A 16,844-nucleotide genomic window follows, 5' to 3' on the forward strand; every position below is an offset into this window, starting at 1 on the left:
TCGGATTTCGTCTGACCGCTAGCCGACGTTGGGTTTGATCTCCTCGATCACCCACTGGGCGTAATCGAGATACTCGCGTCGTGGCCAATCCGCGCATGACTTCGAACGGGCGCCCGTCGTAGCCGGGTTGGCTCTTGATGAACTCGACCCGCTCGGCGATCTTGTCCGGCGGGTGAGAAACGGCCACCATCCGGAGGCAAATCTGGCTGCGCGCTTGAGCGCGGCATCCGCATCGCCGCCGATCCACACTGGAAGATGCGGTTTCTGAACGGGTTTGGGTTCAAAGGCCACGTCGTGAAACGACACGTAGCTGCCCGCGAAGCAAGGCGATTGGCTGGTCCACAGTTCGATGATCGCCGCCAGATATGCGTCGGCGATCCGGCCGCGCCGGTGGAACGGCACCCCGAGGAGGTCGAATTCGGGTTTGAGCCATCCGACTCCGAAAGTGACCATCATCCGGCCGCCGCTCATCCAGTCGGCGGTGGCGAGCGCCTTTGGCCGAAGAATCGGAGACCACTCACCGAGTGACTTCAGTTCGACCAGGGGTACGCAAACAATGGCCCGGTGAGTGCGGACGCGAGGAGCGACAACACCGCGCAGAAGATCAGGAGCCAGATTGCGTGGGCGAGGAACCTAAACGCGGCCTTCAGATCATCATTCCGGCCACCTACTTCGCACCGGATGACGGTGCTCAGCCGATCCAGATCGCGGGGAGTCAGGAGCACCCTCTCCTGACCGATTGCCATCAGATACCTGCGGGAGCCATTGGCCCGATCGAGGCGAACGAGGTGTAGCAGATCGCCGTCACTGTCGCGCAGGCCGATGAGGCTGGTTAGTTCCGGTTGTCTCACGGTGTACCCCCTCGATCGTTGGAGTTCCGTGGTTGGGTTGGGACTGTCCTGTGGTTGGAACTTCTCGACCATATCCGCCGCCGGCAACCGCGCGCAATCCCCTGCGCTGCAAGGGATCTGCATCGTTCCGATACACCGATGTCATCGCCTAACAGTCCGCAGACAGCCACCTGCCTGGGCGGCAAGATTATGTCACCGCTAAACCTACCCTCGCCTTGGCCAGCACGATCGGATGCTGCGGTAGCAGGGTGACGCAGGAGTTGAGTCGGATCCTGTCGGTGGCCCCGGCGATGTAGGCCTGGGCGACGGTCGACTGCAGATAGTGCGGACCGGAAAGTTCGACGTGCTCGTTGGGGATGACGAAATGCTCCGGGATCGCGATCATGTCTTAGCCCAGCGCATCGGCCCACTTGACCATTCGAGTCTGGTCGGGCCCGGTGACCCCGCTTTCCCAGGGCTGGGTCATCACCTTGAGGCGCACCATGTGCGGTAGCGCGAACGAGAGTTTCATTGGCGTCGACGCCGGCGCAGGAACGACACCAGGTGCACGAGCACGACGACCACGGCCCCGACGATAAATCCGACCACCGCGGACACGCCGGTATCGACCACCCAGGCCAGCACGTCACCGACGGACGGAACGGCGTGGCGTGCCTGATCGTCGAGGTGGTGAAGCAAGCCGTACGGGGTGCGCCAGCCGAGGTGGCTGGCCCCCGCCAGCAGGATGTGGCCGCCCACCCAGAGCATCGCCAGGCTCCCGACCGCCGAGAGCACCGAGAGCACCTTGGGCATCCCGGCCACCAAGCCCCGGCCGACGATCTGCCCGACTCGGGACGCGGTCTGGGTCAGGCGAAGGCCGATGTCGTCCATCTTGACGATGACGGCGACGACGCCGTACACCAACACGGTCAGGACCAGGGCAACCACGACGAGGATGACGAGCCGCGGCACGAACGCCTGGTCTTCCACCTCGTTGAGCGCGATCACCATGATCTCCGCCGACAAGACCAGGTCGGTGCGGATCGCCCCGGTCACCATCTCCTGCTCATCGGCCGGTCCGGCCTGGACGCCGTGACCACGGATGCTGCCCCAGATCTTCTCGACGGCCTCGAAGCACAGGTAGAGGGCGCCCAGCATCAGGATCGGGGTCAGCAGCTTCGGCGCGAACTGGCTGAGCAGCATCGCCGCGGGCAGGATCAACAGCAGCTTGTTGCGCAGCGAGCCGATCGCGATGCGTTTGATGATGGGCAACTCGCGCTCGGCGGCGATCCCGTCGATGTACTGCGGCGTCACCGCGGTGTCGTCGATGACCACTCCGGCGGCCTTTGCGGTCGCGCGGCCGGTGGCGGCGGTTAGCCGCGCAAACATCGCGACGTCGTCCAGGAGCCCGAACAGACCCGCGCTCATCGCGTCCCCAACATTTCGCTGGAGGCTACCCGCTGTGCTCACGATCCGCCGGATGAAGGTTTGCCGGCGACGCAAACGGCCGAGCCCGAAAGCATTCGTCGACGTGAATGAGGAATAGACAGCGCGGCATTTGCGGAGAAAAATCAGCAGAGCGTCCCTGGCTGCCTCAACTGGCCGGGCAGCCGGCCGGCGGTCCAGCGAATTGTCGCGAGGAGGCAGGAATCATGCCTGCAACAGATCCGACGTTTTACCGCAGCCCAGCCGCCGCCGTCTCGGCCGCGCCCGAGCAGATGGCCTATGTCGCCGCTTTCGATCCGGCAGGGCGGGCAAAGGACGCGCTCGTTGTGGTGGACTGCGATGCAGACTCCGACACCTACGGCAGCGTCGTCGGCTGGGCCGAGCTGCCAACGGCCGGCAACGAACTGCACCACTTCGGCTGGAGTGCGTGTTCGAGTGCGCTCTGCCACGAAGGGCATGGCCATCACGAGGCGATCGAGCGGCGATATCTGCTAGTCCCCGGCATCCGTTCGTCGACCACGTATGTGCTCGACACCAAACCCGACCCTCGCCGCCCCGTGCTGGCGCACACAATCCAGGCCAGCGAATTGGCAACCAAGGCCGGATATTCGCGCCCGCACACGGTCCACTGTGGATCGGGCGGCATTTTCATGTCAGCGCTGGGCGGCCCCAATGGGGACGACGGTCCCGGCGGCATCGCGCTGATCGATCACGATACGTTCGAGGTCATCGGACCGTGGGAGGTCGACCGCGGACCGCAATTGCTGTCCTACGACGTGTGGTGGCACCTGAATTACGACACCGTGATCACATCGGAGTGGGGGACGCCCGCAATGGTCGAGAACGGGGTCAACCCCGACGATCTGCTCGGCAGGAAGTTCGGACACCACCTGAACTTCTGGAGCATGTCTGGGCGAAAGCTGACCCAGCGTATCGACCTCGGTGACCAGCACCAGATGGTGCTGGAGCTCCGGCCCGCACACGATCCGGCCAAGGCATGGGGCTTCGTTGGTGTAGTAATCAACGCCGAGGACCTGTCGGCCTCGGTGTGGCTGTGGCACCGGGACGGTGACCAGTGGGCCGCCGACAACGTGATCACTATCCCTGCCGAGCCGGCCGACCCGGACGCGTTGCCACCGTTGCTCAAGCCCTTTGGTGCTGTGCCTCCGTTGGTCACTGACATCGATCTGTCCGTCGACGATCGCTGGCTTTACGTCTCCTGTTGGGGCACAGGAGAACTCAAGCAATACGATGTCAGCGACCCATTCCGGCCACGCGAGACGGCATCGGTTCGGCTCGGAGGGATGGTCAACCGCACACCGCATCCAGCGGCTCCGGACCGGCCGCTGGGCGGCGGCTCGCAGATGATCGAGATCAGCCGAGACGGCCGCCGCGTGTATGTCACGAATTCGCTGTACGCGGCCTGGGACGAGGTGTTCTATCCAGACGGCGTCGGTGCCTGGATGGCCAAGCTGGACGCCGACACCTCGGTGGGCGGTCTTGTCCCCGATGTCCGATTCTTTCCGCACGACGACGCTTTCCGTGGGCTGCGGGTGCATCAAACCCGGCTGCAGGGCGGCGACGCGTCCAGCGACTCGTACTGCTACACCAGCTGAGTGGCTGCCAGCCCAGGCTGATCGCCCACGCTTTTGGGGCAGATGCCTCATGTGCCGCCACGGGTGTGCGGTGCACGATTCCTGCATCGAGAATTCCGACACGCACCTGACGCCGCTCCCCTGATTCAGCGGCACCCTTGCGTAAAAGGCTGGGAGGCAGTCATGTTCACTATCGAGGAGCTTGCCACGATCCCACTCTTCTCGACGTTGGGAGACAAGGAACTGGAATACCTTGCCGGCGCCGTGGAGGACATCCACCTCATCCCGGGCGAGTACGTAGGCCACGAGGGCGAAGCCCGGTCGCTGGCGATCGTGGTCGAGGGCAAGGCCGAGCTGACGAAGCTGGTGAACGGCGTCGAGCAGGTGATCGGCGTTCGGCTGCCAGGCGAAGTCGGGGGCGAGGTCCCGATGACCCTCGGCACGCCGTTGCCCGCCAGCATGCGAGCCGTCGAACCGTCGCGCGTCCTGAAGGTGACCGTCGAGGTATTCCATACGCTCGCCGCCATGGCCCCCCAGATCTCCGAAACGGTCGGCGCTGCCGCGTTGGAGCGGATGGACATGCTCAGAAACGCCACCGCGCAGACACGCGAGCCTGCAATGTTCGTAATCGGCCCGCGCGTCGACCCGGGAGTGCACGAATGCGATAGCTTCCTGCACCGCAATCAGATTCCCTACGAACGCCTGGACCCGGACGACTCTGCAGCTCTCGCACGCACTGAAGGCAGGGCTGGCGGTTACCCGGTGGTGGTGCTGCGTGACGGCACTCGGCTGACTTCCCCGACGATGCGCGCCGTCGCCACCGTGGCCGGACTGACAGTCGCGCCGAGCCGCGAGCACTACGACGTGGTGATCGTGGGCGGCGGGCCGGCGGGACTGACGGCGGCGGTCAACGGCGCCTCCGAGGGCCTGCAGACCGGACTGATCGAATCCTTCGCCCCCGGCGGGCAGGCCGGCACCTCAACTCGGATCGAGAACTACACGGGGTTCCCGTTCGGCGTCTCTGGTGACGAGCTCGCGACGCGGACGCTGCAACAGGCGAGGCGACTGGGCGCCGAGATCGTGGTGACCCGTCGGGTCCACGACATCGACGCCGCCGACATGACCGTCACGCTGGACGGAGGAGAAGTTCTCCGAACGCGGGCGATCATCCTCGCGATGGGCGTGGAGTGGCGGCGCCTCCGGGTCGATTCGGTCGATCGATTCGTCGGTTCCGGTGTCTACTACGGTGCGGCGCGCAGCGACGCCGGCCTGGCGCAGGGAAACGACGTGTATTTGATCGGCGCGGGCAATTCGGCCGGCCAAGCCGCGGTCTTCTTCTCCAACCACGCCCGATCGGTCACGCTCCTCGTGCGGGGCGAGTCGCTCGCCGAGAGCATGTCTCGCTACCTCATCGAGCAGATCGCCACGAAAGCCAACATCCGGGTGGAAACACAAACCGAGGTTGTCGCCGCACACGGCCACGAACGACTCGAGGCCATCGAGCTCGTCGACCGACACACCGGCAAGACATCTCGACGCGATGCCAAGGTGCTCTTCGTGCTCATCGGCGCGGAAGCTGCGACCGATTGGCTCCCCTCGGAGATCTCGCGCGACGAGCACGGCTTCGTGTTGACGGGGACCGACGCGACGAAGTCGGGACAGTGGAACGCCGATCGCGAGCCGTTCGCTCTCGAAACGAGCGCTCCGGGGATTTTCGCGATCGGGGACATTCGCTCCGGATCGGTCAAGCGGGTGGCGGCGTCAGTGGGCGAAGGCGGCATCGCGATCGCCTTGGTGCATCGCTACCTGCAGCTGGCCCGCTAGCCGTGGTGGATTCTCACTGCGGGTGACTCGCCAGATAGTCGGCTACCGGAATCCGCTGGGACTGTGCGTACCCGACCGGCAACAGCACGTCACCGGCAGTCGTGAAGTAGTAGATCTCCCACCGGTAATAGCCGGCGAAGGCGCCCGGATCGGCGGCCAGCACCGCGGCGTAGTCGTCGATCGCGGCTACGTACTGGTTCGAGTGGTTGTACGCGAAGATGGCGCGGTCGCGGTCGTTGGCGAAGCCGTTGGCCGAAAGGAAGCGCCCGGCCCCCATGATGCTGTCGTGCGGCGAGTTGATGTCGCCGCCGTTGCTGTAGCCGGCCCAGGTCGAGGGCAGGAACTGCATCGGACCTTGGGCGCCGGCGGTGCTCAACCCGACGATGCGGCCCATGCCGGTTTCGACCAGGTTGATCGCCGCCAGGTAGTTCCAGCCGACGCCGCTGGCCGCCTCGGATTCGTGGTAGAAACCGAGCAACGCGTCGGCCGGCGCCGGCGGGACGATCGTCCAGGGGGGCACGGTGTCTTTCGCTTCTCCCCCGTTCAGGGCGATCAGATGGTGACGCGCCTCGATATTGCGGTTGTAGGTGTCGACGAGCGACGGCGGGATTTTCGGTCGGACGACCGGGTCCCACTCGGGGTTGCGTCCGATCGCGCGGTAAGCCGCCTGCTGACGGCGCGCCGCCGCGTCCAGCGCGGCGCCCGACGCGGACGGATCGCGCAGCGTCTGCTCATCGGAGACCAGGTCGGCGGCGAGCAGCGCGGGGTCCGCTGCCAGCGGCGGCTGCGCCCGAAGGGTGGTCGCGACCGGAGACGGCGTGGGAGAGGCTACCGCGGACGGCGAGCGGGAAGCCACCGGAGACGGCGCGCGGGTCGCTGACCTGGCCGGCTGGGCGCAAGCGGCCAGCCCGAATATGATCGTGCCCGCGAGAAGCGCTGCGCCGCAACGCATCACGCGGTATCTATGCGCGGGAGTCGGGTGCATCACTTCTCCGTCGTCGTGGACTGGCCGGCTCGTGCCGAGCGCTGGATAGCTCGACTATACGGACGTCCGGCCTGCCGCTCGCACGCAGCTATCCCAGCCACCGCCGCCCACCGGCCTAAATCGGGCTGACCAGCAACCGTGTCATCCTAGCCCGACTCTCAGCAGCGCCTGGTGGAAGGACGCGGTTACCCACAGCTCGTTCGCAGTGCCCAGACAGACGTTCGTCGGTAGTGAACCGTCGGGCATCGGTAGGGCATCGACGATGCGGCCGCGTTCGTCGACCAGGTCGAGTCGGTTGCCGCCCGTCAGCGCCACCCAGGCGGTTCCGTCCGGGCAGACGGCCATGCCGTCCGGCCATCCGCCGTCGAAGACACACAGCACCTCGGCGGAGTCTTTGTCCGGCCTACCCGCGGGCCCCAGCCGATAGCTCCACACCTGCGCCCCCGACGTCGTGGTCACCAACAGTCGCGTCCCGTCCGGGCTGAAGCCCAAACCGTTGATGAAGACCGGGCCCGCATCGAGCATCAGTTCTTTTGCCCCCGTTGCGGTGTCGACCGCCCATACCCACCCCGGCCGGTCCGGGTCGGGGTGAAAGAAGTCGATCTCGGCGCGGGTGTCGGTCACCCACAGCCGGCCGTCGGGCCCGATCACGAGGTCGTTGGGTGCGTCCATGCCCTCGGCGAGATAGTCGACCCGGCCGTCGCGGATCACCTGCACGCCCGGCTCGGCGGGACCGGAAGCGCCGAAGATGCCGCCGTTTTGCGCGACGTAGATCTCTCCCTGCGACCCGACGGCCAGACCGTTGGGGCCGCCGCCGGTGTCGATCCGGTCCGTCGGGCCTCCTGCCGGGTCGACGACGTAGACACAGCCATGGCTGATCGAGGTCACGGCGATCCTGTTGTCCGGCAAGCACACCGGTCCCTCGGTGAATCCCAGGGCGTCGGCGAGAACGTCGATCGTCACGTCGCCTCCTTGGTCGGGGCGTAGGCCGGCCGGCCCAGACCCAGCGCGTCGGCGCCTTTCGCCTCCGGCTCCAGCCAACCCGCGGCGCCCATGGCCAGATGCAACTCCGCGATAAATCCGCCGCCGGTCTCGCGCTCCCGGCGCGGTAAGTCGTCGGTGCCATGGGTAGCCAAGAACCGTTGCGCCCGTTCGAGGAACTGCTGGTCCGCCGCGGACAGGGCCACAACCGAGAAATCCATTCAGCGCGCTCCTGATTCGTAGTACTGCGCCTAAAAACTAGGCCGACCGGCCGACCGCCGTTCGCCGCGATCTCCCCTTCGACCGGTGGGCGGCAGCTGCCTCGGCGCGCACTCCGGTCAGGATCCAGCCGACCGTCATCGAAAAATTCTTCTCGATACGCGCCGATTCCGCAGCAGAGGTCCGGGAAAGCCTGGGTTCGTGCAGGCCACGCACCTCGACGATCGAATGGTTGATGGTGAGGTTCACCAGCGCCCGGCAGCATTCGATCGTCAGCCCTTTCGGGATCCCTTCCCGCAGTGTGGCATTGACCAATGCGTCGACATAGGACATCACTGCGTTGCGGTCGTCGACGGTCATCAGCTCGGTGAGGTAGGGATGGGCCTGCAGCGCGTCGTGCAGGGCCATGCACCAGTGCAGCGCCGTGGACTCCCAGTCTTCTTGCTCGTGGAAGTCGAGCTTGAGTTGTGACAAATGCCGGCCGACGAGGGCCCGGATCAGTTCTTCTCGGGACCCGACCTGCTGGTAGAGCGTGGCCGTCGAGATCTTCAACTCGGTGGCCAGCCGTCGCGTGGTGAACGCTTTGGAGCCCTCGGCGTCGAGAAGGGCCAGCGCACGCTCGTAAATCACCTCCACCGGCATCAGCGGCTTGGCCATGGCTACATGCTAGTTCGAACGGGCGTCAGTTCCGGCGTCTCCCACAGCGGTAACACCCGCTACACCGTGGCTGTGCAGCCCGTCAACCAAAGCGGCGACGTCACCGGCGTCAGGTGTGTAACCCGGGAAATAGCAGCAGACATCGGATGCGATTGCGCCGAAACGCCTTTCCAGCTCTGCGACGCAATCTCGCGGGGTGCCGACAATACCGAGGGTTCGCACCATCTCGTCGGTGATCAACGCGCGCATTCCGGCGTAGTCACCCGACTTGGACATCGCGTTCAGCCGTGGCTGTAGGTCGCCCCAGCCCTCGACCTCGAGCACCGGACGATAGTTGGGCGTCGAGGCGTAGAACGCGATCAGCGTGGCGACGCCGTCGATCGCGGCGGCCAATTTCGCCTCGGTGCTGCCGACGGCGACCATCGCCTGTGCAATCACCTGGAAGTCGGCACGTCCCGACAGCTGCAACCCCTCGGACACCGCCGGCAACGTCCGCTCGGCCAAGTGCCGCGCACTGTGAAACGGCATGATCAGCAGTCCGTCGGCCACTTCGGCTGCCTTGCGGGTCATCACCGGTCCCAGCGCTCCCATCAGCACCGCGGGCGGACCGTACGGATTGGGGCCCGGATTGAACGTCGGCGGCATCAACGTGTGAGTGAAGAACTCGCCCCGGAACTTCAGCGGCGCCTGGCCTTCCCAGGCCGCGAAGATCGCCTTGACCGCGGCGACGGTCTCGGCCATCCGGCTCGCCGGCTTGCCCCACTGGCTGCTGTATCGCTTCTCGATGTGCGCTCTGATCTGTGAACCCAGGCCAAGCCGAAACCGGCCGCGGCTGTAGACCTGCAGATCGTAGGCGGAGTGCGCAAGATGCGTCGGACTGCGCGGCCCGGCGATCGCGACGTTGGTCATCAACGCCAGTTCGGTCTCCCCTGCGGCCACCACGAGCGGGAAGAAAACGTCGTGCGGGCCTTCGAAGGAGAAGGCGCCGTCGGCCCCCAACTCGGCGATTTCGCGGGCGCTCTCGCGAACCTGGTCCGGCGATCCGTCGACCTGCAGATGTACCTTCATGCCCCCTCATCCCTCGTGATCAGCCACCGGCCTGGTAGTAAAAAACCATTGCTTTTTTAACGCGCGATGCTGCCGCCTGGCAAGAGGAGATGCGATGAGCGAGCACCTTCGCGCCAGCGATCACAACGGTATACGGGTGGCCGCCGACCGCGACGACCCCGTGCGAGTGGTGGTGCTCACTAATAAGACACATCCGGATTTCCTGTGACGCGTGGGACTCACGGCCTGACGGCGTTGGGTGTGAAACCTTGGCTTTCGGTGTGAAGCCTCGGCTTTCGGTGTGAAGCCTGGGCGGAAATCAGCACGAATTTCCGCCCTACGTACAAGCGCAAAGCCCTATGTTCACAGCCAACGCCGTCAGTACACACTCAACGCCCAGGCTGCAGACCCGACGCCCTCAGTATGCACGCGACGCTCTGGGCTCACGACAAAAGCCCAGGTCACCCAGTCCGCCCGAAAAGCGACCAAAATGCGTGCATATCCCCCACCTTCGACGCGACTCAGGACGCTAGGAACCGTTATCGAGTGCCAGAACCAGCTTCCCGGTGTTGTCCCCGCGAAACAGCGCCAACAGGGCGTCGGGAAAGTCGCCGACGTCGCCGTGGATGACCTGCTCACGCGATCGCAACTCGCCGCTGCGCAGCCAATCCGCCAGCTGCACAACGCCTTCGCCGTATCGGTCGGCGTAGTCGAAGATCACGAAGCCGGTCATCGATGCTCGTGCGACCAGCAGCTGCATGTAGTTGGTCAGCCCGCGCAGCTCGCCGGCGGCGTTGTATTGCGAGACGGCCCCGCATAATACGACGCGCGCGCCGCGGGCCAGCCGCGACAGCGCGGCCTCCAGAACCTCTCCCCCGACGTTGTCGAAGAAGACGTCAATACCGTTGGGGGCGTGCATCTTGAGCTGCTTACGCAGGTCACCTGCTCGGTAGTCGATGGCGGCGTCGAAGCCGAGCTCGTCCACCAGCCAGCGGCACTTGTCCTCCCCGCCGGCGATGCCGACCGCACGGCAACCGTTGATCCGCGCGATCTGCCCGGCGATACTGCCCACCGAACCCGCGGCCCCGGAGACCACGACGGTCTGGCCCGGCTGCGGCCGACCGACGTCGAGCAGCCCGAAATAGGCCGTCAGCCCGCTGATGCCGAGAGCGCCCAGATGTACCGGAGCGGGCGCGAGAGTCGTGTCGACCGGAGTGACCCCGGCACCGTCGGAAAGCGCATACCGTTGCACCCCAAAGGTGCCGTACACCTCGTCGCCGACGGCGAAATCCGGTTGCTGCGAGTCGATCACGCGCCCGATGCCGGCGGCGCGCATCACCTCGCCGATCTCGACCGGCGGGACGTACGACCGCCCGGCGTTCATCCACGTGCGCATCGCCGGATCGACCGACAAGTACTCGACCCGCACCAGGAACTCGCCGTCGGCCGGACTCGGGGCCGGCTCGTCGCCGATCTGCCAGTCCGAGGGCGTGGGCAGGCCGACCGGACGAGCGGCCAGTCGGCACACGGTGTTGGTAAGCGTCACGATTCACCTTTTCTGATAGCGCCCAGGACCATCCGTGCTCCCGGGTCTTCGGCCGTGGCGGGCACGACGGCGACGCAGTCGGCGCCCGCTTCGCGGTAGGCGTTGAGCCTGGCCGCTATTCGATCGGGGGTGCCCAACGCGCAGACGCGATCGAGCAGTTCGACGGGAACGCGGGCCGCCAGTTCGCGGCGGGTCGCGCCGGCCCGGGCCATGCGCACGAGGTCGTCGAAACCCAACGCGCTGAACATCTCGCCGTAGCCGGGCGGGCCGAGGTACACGGCCAGCTGAGCCGCCAGTTGGGCGTGCGCGGCAGCACCGGGATCCAGCGCGACCGGCACCCAGACCGACAGACGCGGTGCGGGGCGGTTGGCGGTGACGGCGGCAGTTTCCAGTTCCGCGCGAACCTGCACCACCCGGGCCGGCGAGGCAAGGTTGAGCACGACCTCGTCGGCCTGCTGCGCCGCCAGCCGAATCATGCCAGGGCCGAACGCCCCCAACGCAATTCGCGTCTCCGGGCACGCGTGACGCAGTCGGAAGCCGTGGCAGTTGACGTGCCGGCCGGTATAGGCGATGCGTTCACCGGTCAGTATCGGTCGCACGCATTCGATGGTTTCGCGCATGACCGGCACGTGGTTCGCCCATCGGCGGTCATGCCAGCCGGCCACGATCGCCGGGCTGGAGGCTCCCAATGCGAGGTCTACGCGGCTGCCGGTGAGGGAGGCGACCGAACTCACCCCCAGCGCGAGTGTCACCGGGCCGCGCACGCCGACGGCCAGCGGCCCGATCTTCAACGGCATTCCCGGAGCGCGAAGTCCGACCGCGGTCGCGAGGGCGAACGCGTCGTAGGTGGCCATTTCGCCGATCCACAGCGCGTCGAATCCCGCTGCCGACGCGGCCAGCGCGACATCCATTGCCTCGTCGTCGGGCCGGTCCAGCCAGAACGGTAGGGCGACTTCGAGGCCGGTCACAGCATCGACACGTCGGCGGGCTGGTCGAGCAGGAGGCGGCCGGGCAGCTCGCGGGATGCCTCGTTGACCTGGAAGTGCGCGGTGGCCGTGAACGCGTCACGGAACCGGCGCTGCAGCGGCGAAGTGTCGTAGATGGCACTGCCCCCCGCCAGGTCGTACATGTTGCGCACCACGTCGGCCGAGGTCCGTACCGCGTGCGTGGCCGCCAGCCGAAGCCGGTTGCGCAATGCGACCGATACCGCGCCGGGATCCTGGCTGGCCTGCCAGGCCGCCTCGATCGACTCGTAATACAGTGCGCGAGCGGCACTTAGCGCCGCCTCTGCCGTCGCCACCGCGGCCTGGGTCGCCGGACGTTCGGCCAGGGTGCGGGTCGCGCCCAGCCCCTTCTTTCCGCCGGCCAACTCGACGAGGTCGTCGATCGCGGCGCGCGCATTGCCCAACGCGGCCGCGCCGATGCACAGCGCAAAGAATCCGAACACCGGAAAGCGATACAGCGGCCGGTCCAGCGCCGGTCCGTCGAATACCGAGAGCACCCGCTCGGTGGGCACGAAGACGTCCTCGGCCACGCTGTCGTGGCTGCCGGTGCCGCGCAGGCCCAGCGTGTGCCAGGTGTCGAGGACCTGCAGGTCGGCTTTGGGCAGCGCGACGACGGACGGCACCCGCCGATCGTCGATGAAGCAACCGGCGAACATCATGTCGGCGTGGTTGATGCCACTGCAGAATGGCCAGCGCCCGGACACCACCACGCCGCCGTCAACCGACCGCGCCGTGCCGCGCGGCGCCCACACCCCGGCCGCGACACCCCTTCCGCCGCCGAACATCTCGTCACGGCTGGACGCCGGCAGGTAGGCGACGAGCAGGGCGCTGGTGATCGCGATCGATACGCACCATCCCGCCGAGGTGTCGCCCCGGGCCACCGCTTCGGCGCACCGCAGTGCCCGTCCGGGCGCCAGTTCCAGCGCGTCGACCTCGCGCGGCATGGTGGCGCGAAGCAGCCCGGCCTCGTTCAGACGGGCCAGCAGCTCGTCGGGAAGGCGCCGTTCCCGGTCGATCTCGGCCGACATCTCGCGCGCCGAAAGCGCGATCTTCTCGGCGAGGGTCTCGATCTCGGTGTCGCTTTGATTCATCCCGGCTCCTGGTAACGGTGGTGGTTCAGTTACGTTACCACCTATGGTTCAGGAATTGAACCGGGTACAGTTGCTGAACTATGGAGCCTGCCGAACTGTCGCACCGATTCGAAGGGGAATCGGTCGGACGCGCGCTCGAGCTCGTCGGCGAGCGCTGGACGCTGCTTATCCTGCGCGAAGCCTTCTTCGGGGTGCAGCGCTTCGGTCAGCTGGCGCGCAACCTCAACATTCCGCGGCCCACACTGTCCTCCCGGCTGCGGATGCTCGTCGAGGTGGGTCTGCTCGACCGGGTGCCCTACTCCCGGGATCCCGAACGTCACGAGTACCGGCTCACCGACGCGGGCCACGAACTCTTCGGCGCGATCGTCATTCTCATGCGATGGGGCGACGAACACTTGCCGAGCCCAGATGGCCCACCGATTGTGTTGCGCCACAACGCCTGCGGCGAACTCATCGATGCGCGCCTGATCTGTGCGCATTGCGGCGAGGAGATCACGGCGCGAAATGTGACGCCCGAACCCGGGCCGGGCATCAGTGCCAGGCCTACGTGAAGGCGCCGATCAGGTAAGTCTGTGCGAGCAGCGTGCTCCATGCCTCGTCATTGAACGCGTCGTCGCGCCGCGTGAAGGCGATGCCGCGATCGGCGAGATCCGCGCAGAAGATCGAGATCACCGTGTGCCGCAACGAGATTGGCGTGCAGCACATGATCAGGGTGTTCGCCGACGAGCTCGGCGTCGCGTTGCAGTAGCAGTGCTTGCTACCAGGTGATGGGCAGTTCCTCGATCCCGAAGATTTCCTGTTCGTTCTGGAATCGCAAATCCTCGAACGGCACCGCCAGCGCAAGCCCGGGCAGGCGCCGTGCCAACGTGGCAAGCGCGATCTGCATTTCGACGCGGGCCAGGTTCTGTCCGATGCATTGGTGAACGCCATAGCCAAAACCCAAGTGCCCTCGGGTGTTCCGGTCGATGTCGAGGTCTTCTGGATGGTCGGTGAATTCGGCGTCCCAGTTGCCGGCGGGCAGGTTCATCAGGACGAATTCGCCGGCGCGGATCAACTCACCGCCGATCGTGAGATCTTCGATCGCCACCCGGTCCACCTGACTGTGCACGATGGTGAGATAGCGCATCAGCTCTTCGACCAAGTTCGCGATGACCGCTGGGTCATCGGTCTGGCCCAGCCGTTCGAAGACGTCCCGATGTTGCAGCAGCGCAACCGTTCCCAGTGCGACCATGCTCGCCGTGGTTTCATGGCCGGCCTGCAGCAGGATCAGGCCGTTCATGGCCGCGGTCTCCCGGCTGAGTTGGCCCGAGGCGACGAAGTCGGTGATGAGCCGGCTGATCAGGTCGTCACCCGGCTCGCGCTCCTTGAGGGCTGCCAGCTCGAACATGTAGCCGAAGAGCGCACCGATGGCCGCCGCCTTCTCGTCTTCAGACGACCGCGAGTCGAGCCCGATGGTGCTGTGCTGTTGCAAGAATTCGTGGTCGCCGTAAGGCACGCCCAGCAACAACGAAATCACCAACGACGGGACCGGTAGCGCGAAGTCGCGAACCAGGTCGGCGGGTGGCCCCTTCTCGATCATCGTGTCGAGGAAGCCGTCGACCATCTCCTGAATCTGGGGTCGCATCGCCTCGGTCCGCCTGACGGTGAAGTCGCGGGTCATCATGCGGCGCAGGCGATTATGTTCGGGGTCGTCGATCCGCGGGAAGATGATCGGAAGCACGCCGTCCGCACTCGAGGCCCGCAGCCGGGCCTTGATGGTGTCGGCGCTCAGCCGCGGATCGATCAGGGCCGATCGAATGTCCTGGTAGCGGCTGATCACCCAGGTGGGCCGACCTTGCCACATGACCCGCCGAAGACCCGCGGAGTTCCGCCATTCGACGAATTCGGCCGGTGGAGCCAACGGGCAACTCGCGGCGCGCGGCCTCGGAATGACCGGCAGGTCTGTGCTGTCCTCGCGGCTGGTCGTCGTCATGCTCATGGCCGCCGAGCCTATACCGTCTGGCGAACAAATATTAGGTTTGCAGCGAAGATCCGCCGGGCCACCTCCCCGGACCAGCAGAAATCACCCGGGAATGACCCAGTCCGACCACCGGTTGGCCGGGTTGACGCGGTACGAACCGGGAAACACCCGGGCCATCAGGGCAGGCATCGGTTCGGTCCCCGGGACCGTTCCCTGCCTTCTCCATACGTCGGGATTCTGACACGACAGCTCGAATGTCAGCTGTACCGGTATCGATCCCGGAATGGCCTCCGCACACGCCTCCTTGGCGGTGACCGTCCGATCCGCGTGCGCGATCGGGGCAAGGACGAGGGAGACGAGGACGGTACCCGCCAGGGCAATACCTGCAAGCGTTTTGACAGGCCCGAGCATCATTCGATGGTAACCAGGCCCGAGCATCGATGCCGTTACCTTTTCGCCCTCAGGGCCTGGGCGAGGTCGGCGATGAGGTCGGCGGCGTCTTCCAGCCCGACCGATAGCCGGACCATGCCGTCGCTGATGCCGCGCTGAGTCCGTTCCTCGGGCGTCAATCCGTGATGGCTGGTGGTGACGGGTTGGGTGACCAGGCTCTCCACGCCGCCCAGGCTGGGCGCGATGCCGAACAGCTGGAGCCGGTCGACGAACGCCGCGGTTTGTTCGGCGGTTGCGTCCACAACGAAGCTGAGCATGCCGCCGCCGCCACGCATCTGGCTGTCGACGATCGTCTTGGCCGGCCCGGTGGCCAAGCCGGGATAGTGCACGTCGATCACCCGGGGGTGAGTGCTCAGGAACGCGGCCACCGCCGCGGCGGTCTCGTTTTGCCGGTGCACCCGCACCGGCAGCGAGCGAATCGAGCGGGCGAGCTGGTAAGCGACCTCCGGGGCGATCATCTGGCCCAAGTTCTTGCGCCAGACCGCCACCGGCGCAAGGAGTTCCGCCGAGCCCATCAGCGCCCCGGCGGTCAGGTCGGAATGTCCCCCCAGGTATTTGGTCGCCGAGTGCACGACGAGGTCGGCGCCGTGCCGCAACGGGTTCTGGTTGACGGGCGTGGCGAAGGTGTTGTCGACGACGGTCAGTGCGCCGGCGCTGTGCGCCTGGTCGGCGATCGCGGCGATGTCGACGATCTCCAGCCTCGGATTCGACGGGGTTTCGAAAAACACGATGCTGGTCTTGCTGTTCAAAACGTAAGGCAGCCGGTCGATCTCGTCTGCCCGCAGAAACGTCGTAGTGATGCCGAGCTGCGGCAGACTGTCGCTCAGCAGCTCGAACGTGCCGCCATAGATGTCGCCGATGCAGGCGATCTGCCCACCGGACCGGGTGTGAGCCAGGAACATGGCCGCTTCGGCCGCCATGCCCGCGGAAAACGCCAATGCCTGCTCGCTGCCCTCCAAGTCAGCCAGCTTGGCCTCCAACGAGCAGATGGTGGGATTGAGCCCGTAACGGGTGTACAGATTGCCCGCCTGGCGACCTTCGACGACGTCGAGCAGATCAGCGGTGCTGGCAAACGCGAAGGTCGAATGTGGATAGATCGGAGCGTGCATCGCTCCTTGCGGATCGCGATGATCGCCGGCATGGACGCTTCGGGTCGACAATCCATACACGTCGCTGGGGTCGGCCATACTCGCCTACTCTATGACCGGC

17 protein-coding genes and 2 pseudogenes are annotated in these 16,844 nt (G+C 66.1%); 4 read left to right on the forward strand and 15 right to left on the reverse strand.

The genetic code is table 11. The features are described 5' to 3' along the window. A pseudogene (locus VML93_RS23620) lies at positions 1 to 510 on the reverse strand (LLM class flavin-dependent oxidoreductase); the annotation flags it as partial. Between the two features lie 110 nt (positions 511 to 620). On the opposite strand from VML93_RS23620, the gene VML93_RS23625 reads away from it, so the two are divergent. Further along, positions 621 to 794 carry a hypothetical protein gene (locus VML93_RS23625; RefSeq protein ID WP_325614706.1) on the forward strand — a complete coding sequence of 58 codons (174 nt, stop codon included), beginning with the start codon at positions 621 to 623 and terminating at the stop codon, positions 792 to 794. Between the two features lie 268 nt (positions 795 to 1,062). On the opposite strand, the pseudogene VML93_RS23630 reads toward VML93_RS23625, so the two are convergent. Both VML93_RS23630 and VML93_RS23635 read right to left on the reverse strand, forming a co-directional pair. Beyond that, positions 1,063 to 1,362 (reverse strand): annotated as a pseudogene (locus tag VML93_RS23630) (LLM class flavin-dependent oxidoreductase); the annotation flags it as partial. Continuing rightward, entirely contained in the window at positions 1,359 to 2,258 is a 900-nt protein-coding gene (locus tag VML93_RS23635) for a DUF808 domain-containing protein (protein WP_325614707.1), read from the reverse strand. The pseudogene VML93_RS23630 and the gene VML93_RS23635, both read right to left, overlap by 4 nt. A gap of 224 nt (positions 2,259 to 2,482) precedes the next feature. Here VML93_RS23635 and VML93_RS23640 point away from each other — a divergent pair, with 224 nt between their 5' ends. Together VML93_RS23640 and VML93_RS23645 are read left to right on the forward strand one after the other, a co-directional pair. Then, positions 2,483 to 3,892, forward strand: coding sequence for a selenium-binding protein SBP56-related protein (locus VML93_RS23640; RefSeq protein WP_325614708.1), 1,410 nt, complete (start codon positions 2,483 to 2,485; stop codon positions 3,890 to 3,892). 162 nt (positions 3,893 to 4,054) lie between these two features. Continuing rightward, a complete protein-coding gene (locus tag VML93_RS23645) occupies positions 4,055 to 5,695 on the forward strand; it encodes an FAD-dependent oxidoreductase (protein ID WP_325614709.1) in 1,641 nt (546 codons plus the stop codon). Positions 5,696 to 5,708: 13 nt separating this feature from the next. Here the strand turns inward: VML93_RS23645 and VML93_RS23650 are convergent, their stop codons facing one another. The 8 genes from VML93_RS23650 to VML93_RS23685 form a co-directional block, all read right to left on the reverse strand. Next, complete coding sequence (locus VML93_RS23650; protein WP_325614710.1) at positions 5,709 to 6,680, reverse strand: lytic transglycosylase domain-containing protein; 972 nt, start codon at positions 6,678 to 6,680, stop codon at positions 5,709 to 5,711. Positions 6,681 to 6,821: 141 nt separating this feature from the next. Continuing rightward, positions 6,822 to 7,643, reverse strand: coding sequence for an SMP-30/gluconolactonase/LRE family protein (locus VML93_RS23655; RefSeq protein WP_325614711.1), 822 nt, complete (start codon positions 7,641 to 7,643; stop codon positions 6,822 to 6,824). After that, positions 7,640 to 7,882, reverse strand: a complete 243-nt coding sequence (locus VML93_RS23660) for a hypothetical protein (RefSeq protein WP_325614712.1) — start codon at positions 7,880 to 7,882, stop codon at positions 7,640 to 7,642. The genes VML93_RS23655 and VML93_RS23660 overlap by 4 nt, the downstream gene beginning before the upstream one ends. Before the next feature lie 37 nt (positions 7,883 to 7,919). Then, the gene (locus VML93_RS23665) at positions 7,920 to 8,537 is read right to left on the reverse strand and encodes a helix-turn-helix domain-containing protein (RefSeq protein WP_325614713.1); all 618 of its coding nucleotides are present in this window, start codon (positions 8,535 to 8,537) and stop codon (positions 7,920 to 7,922) included. A gap of 9 nt (positions 8,538 to 8,546) precedes the next feature. Next, complete coding sequence (locus VML93_RS23670; protein WP_325614714.1) at positions 8,547 to 9,605, reverse strand: TIGR03617 family F420-dependent LLM class oxidoreductase; 1,059 nt, start codon at positions 9,603 to 9,605, stop codon at positions 8,547 to 8,549. A 508-nt stretch (positions 9,606 to 10,113) separates the two neighbouring features. Next, positions 10,114 to 11,130: an NADP-dependent oxidoreductase gene (locus VML93_RS23675; protein WP_325614715.1), complete on the reverse strand. Its 1,017-nt coding sequence runs from the start codon at positions 11,128 to 11,130 to the stop codon at positions 10,114 to 10,116. Then, the gene (locus VML93_RS23680) at positions 11,127 to 12,098 is read right to left on the reverse strand and encodes an LLM class F420-dependent oxidoreductase (protein WP_325614716.1); all 972 of its coding nucleotides are present in this window, start codon (positions 12,096 to 12,098) and stop codon (positions 11,127 to 11,129) included. The genes VML93_RS23675 and VML93_RS23680 overlap by 4 nt, the downstream gene beginning before the upstream one ends. Further along, positions 12,095 to 13,225: an acyl-CoA dehydrogenase family protein gene (locus VML93_RS23685; RefSeq protein WP_325614717.1), complete on the reverse strand. Its 1,131-nt coding sequence runs from the start codon at positions 13,223 to 13,225 to the stop codon at positions 12,095 to 12,097. The genes VML93_RS23680 and VML93_RS23685 overlap by 4 nt, the downstream gene beginning before the upstream one ends. An 80-nt stretch (positions 13,226 to 13,305) precedes the next feature. On the opposite strand from VML93_RS23685, the gene VML93_RS23690 reads away from it, so the two are divergent. Further along, positions 13,306 to 13,776, forward strand: a complete 471-nt coding sequence (locus VML93_RS23690) for a helix-turn-helix domain-containing protein (RefSeq protein WP_325614718.1) — start codon at positions 13,306 to 13,308, stop codon at positions 13,774 to 13,776. Here VML93_RS23690 and VML93_RS23695 read toward each other — a convergent pair. The 4 genes from VML93_RS23695 to VML93_RS23710 all read right to left on the reverse strand — a co-directional run bounded on the left by VML93_RS23695 (position 13,769) and on the right by VML93_RS23710 (position 16,822). After that, positions 13,769 to 13,930, reverse strand: coding sequence for a hypothetical protein (locus VML93_RS23695; RefSeq protein WP_325614719.1), 162 nt, complete (start codon positions 13,928 to 13,930; stop codon positions 13,769 to 13,771). The genes VML93_RS23690 and VML93_RS23695 overlap by 8 nt on opposite strands. A 52-nt stretch (positions 13,931 to 13,982) precedes the next feature. Further along, a complete protein-coding gene (locus tag VML93_RS23700; RefSeq protein WP_325614720.1) occupies positions 13,983 to 15,203 on the reverse strand; it encodes a cytochrome P450 in 1,221 nt (406 codons plus the stop codon). 84 nt (positions 15,204 to 15,287) lie between these two features. Then, positions 15,288 to 15,596: a hypothetical protein gene (locus VML93_RS23705; RefSeq protein ID WP_325614721.1), complete on the reverse strand. Its 309-nt coding sequence runs from the start codon at positions 15,594 to 15,596 to the stop codon at positions 15,288 to 15,290. Between the two features lie 35 nt (positions 15,597 to 15,631). After that, the gene (locus VML93_RS23710) at positions 15,632 to 16,822 is read right to left on the reverse strand and encodes an aminotransferase class I/II-fold pyridoxal phosphate-dependent enzyme (RefSeq protein ID WP_325614722.1); all 1,191 of its coding nucleotides are present in this window, start codon (positions 16,820 to 16,822) and stop codon (positions 15,632 to 15,634) included. Positions 16,823 to 16,844 lie beyond the last annotated feature (22 nt).

The organism is Mycobacterium sp., from assembly GCF_035499775.1.
GTDB lineage: Bacteria > Actinomycetota > Actinomycetes > Mycobacteriales > Mycobacteriaceae > Mycobacterium.

Bases quoted from the DNA above. Each gene is read 5' to 3' on its own strand.
- VML93_RS23635 (WP_325614707.1), bottom strand. From the start codon at position 2,258: ATGAGCGCGGGTCTGTTCGGGCTCCTGGACGACGTCGCGATGTTTGCG.
- VML93_RS23650 (WP_325614710.1), bottom strand. From the start codon at position 6,680: ATGCACCCGACTCCCGCGCATAGATACCGCGTGATGCGTTGCGGCGCA.
- VML93_RS23700 (WP_325614720.1), bottom strand. From the start codon at position 15,203: ATGAGCATGACGACGACCAGCCGCGAGGACAGCACAGACCTGCCGGTC.
- VML93_RS23665 (WP_325614713.1), bottom strand. From the start codon at position 8,537: ATGGCCAAGCCGCTGATGCCGGTGGAGGTGATTTACGAGCGTGCGCTG.
- VML93_RS23640 (WP_325614708.1), top strand. From the start codon at position 2,483: ATGCCTGCAACAGATCCGACGTTTTACCGCAGCCCAGCCGCCGCCGTC.
- VML93_RS23695 (WP_325614719.1), bottom strand. From the start codon at position 13,930: ATGTGCTGCACGCCAATCTCGTTGCGGCACACGGTGATCTCGATCTTC.
- VML93_RS23690 (WP_325614718.1), top strand. From the start codon at position 13,306: ATGGAGCCTGCCGAACTGTCGCACCGATTCGAAGGGGAATCGGTCGGA.
- VML93_RS23710 (WP_325614722.1), bottom strand. From the start codon at position 16,822: ATGGCCGACCCCAGCGACGTGTATGGATTGTCGACCCGAAGCGTCCAT.
- VML93_RS23670 (WP_325614714.1), bottom strand. From the start codon at position 9,605: ATGAAGGTACATCTGCAGGTCGACGGATCGCCGGACCAGGTTCGCGAG.
- VML93_RS23660 (WP_325614712.1), bottom strand. From the start codon at position 7,882: ATGGATTTCTCGGTTGTGGCCCTGTCCGCGGCGGACCAGCAGTTCCTC.
- VML93_RS23645 (WP_325614709.1), top strand. From the start codon at position 4,055: ATGTTCACTATCGAGGAGCTTGCCACGATCCCACTCTTCTCGACGTTG.
- VML93_RS23685 (WP_325614717.1), bottom strand. From the start codon at position 13,225: ATGAATCAAAGCGACACCGAGATCGAGACCCTCGCCGAGAAGATCGCG.
- VML93_RS23705 (WP_325614721.1), bottom strand. From the start codon at position 15,596: ATGCTCGGGCCTGTCAAAACGCTTGCAGGTATTGCCCTGGCGGGTACC.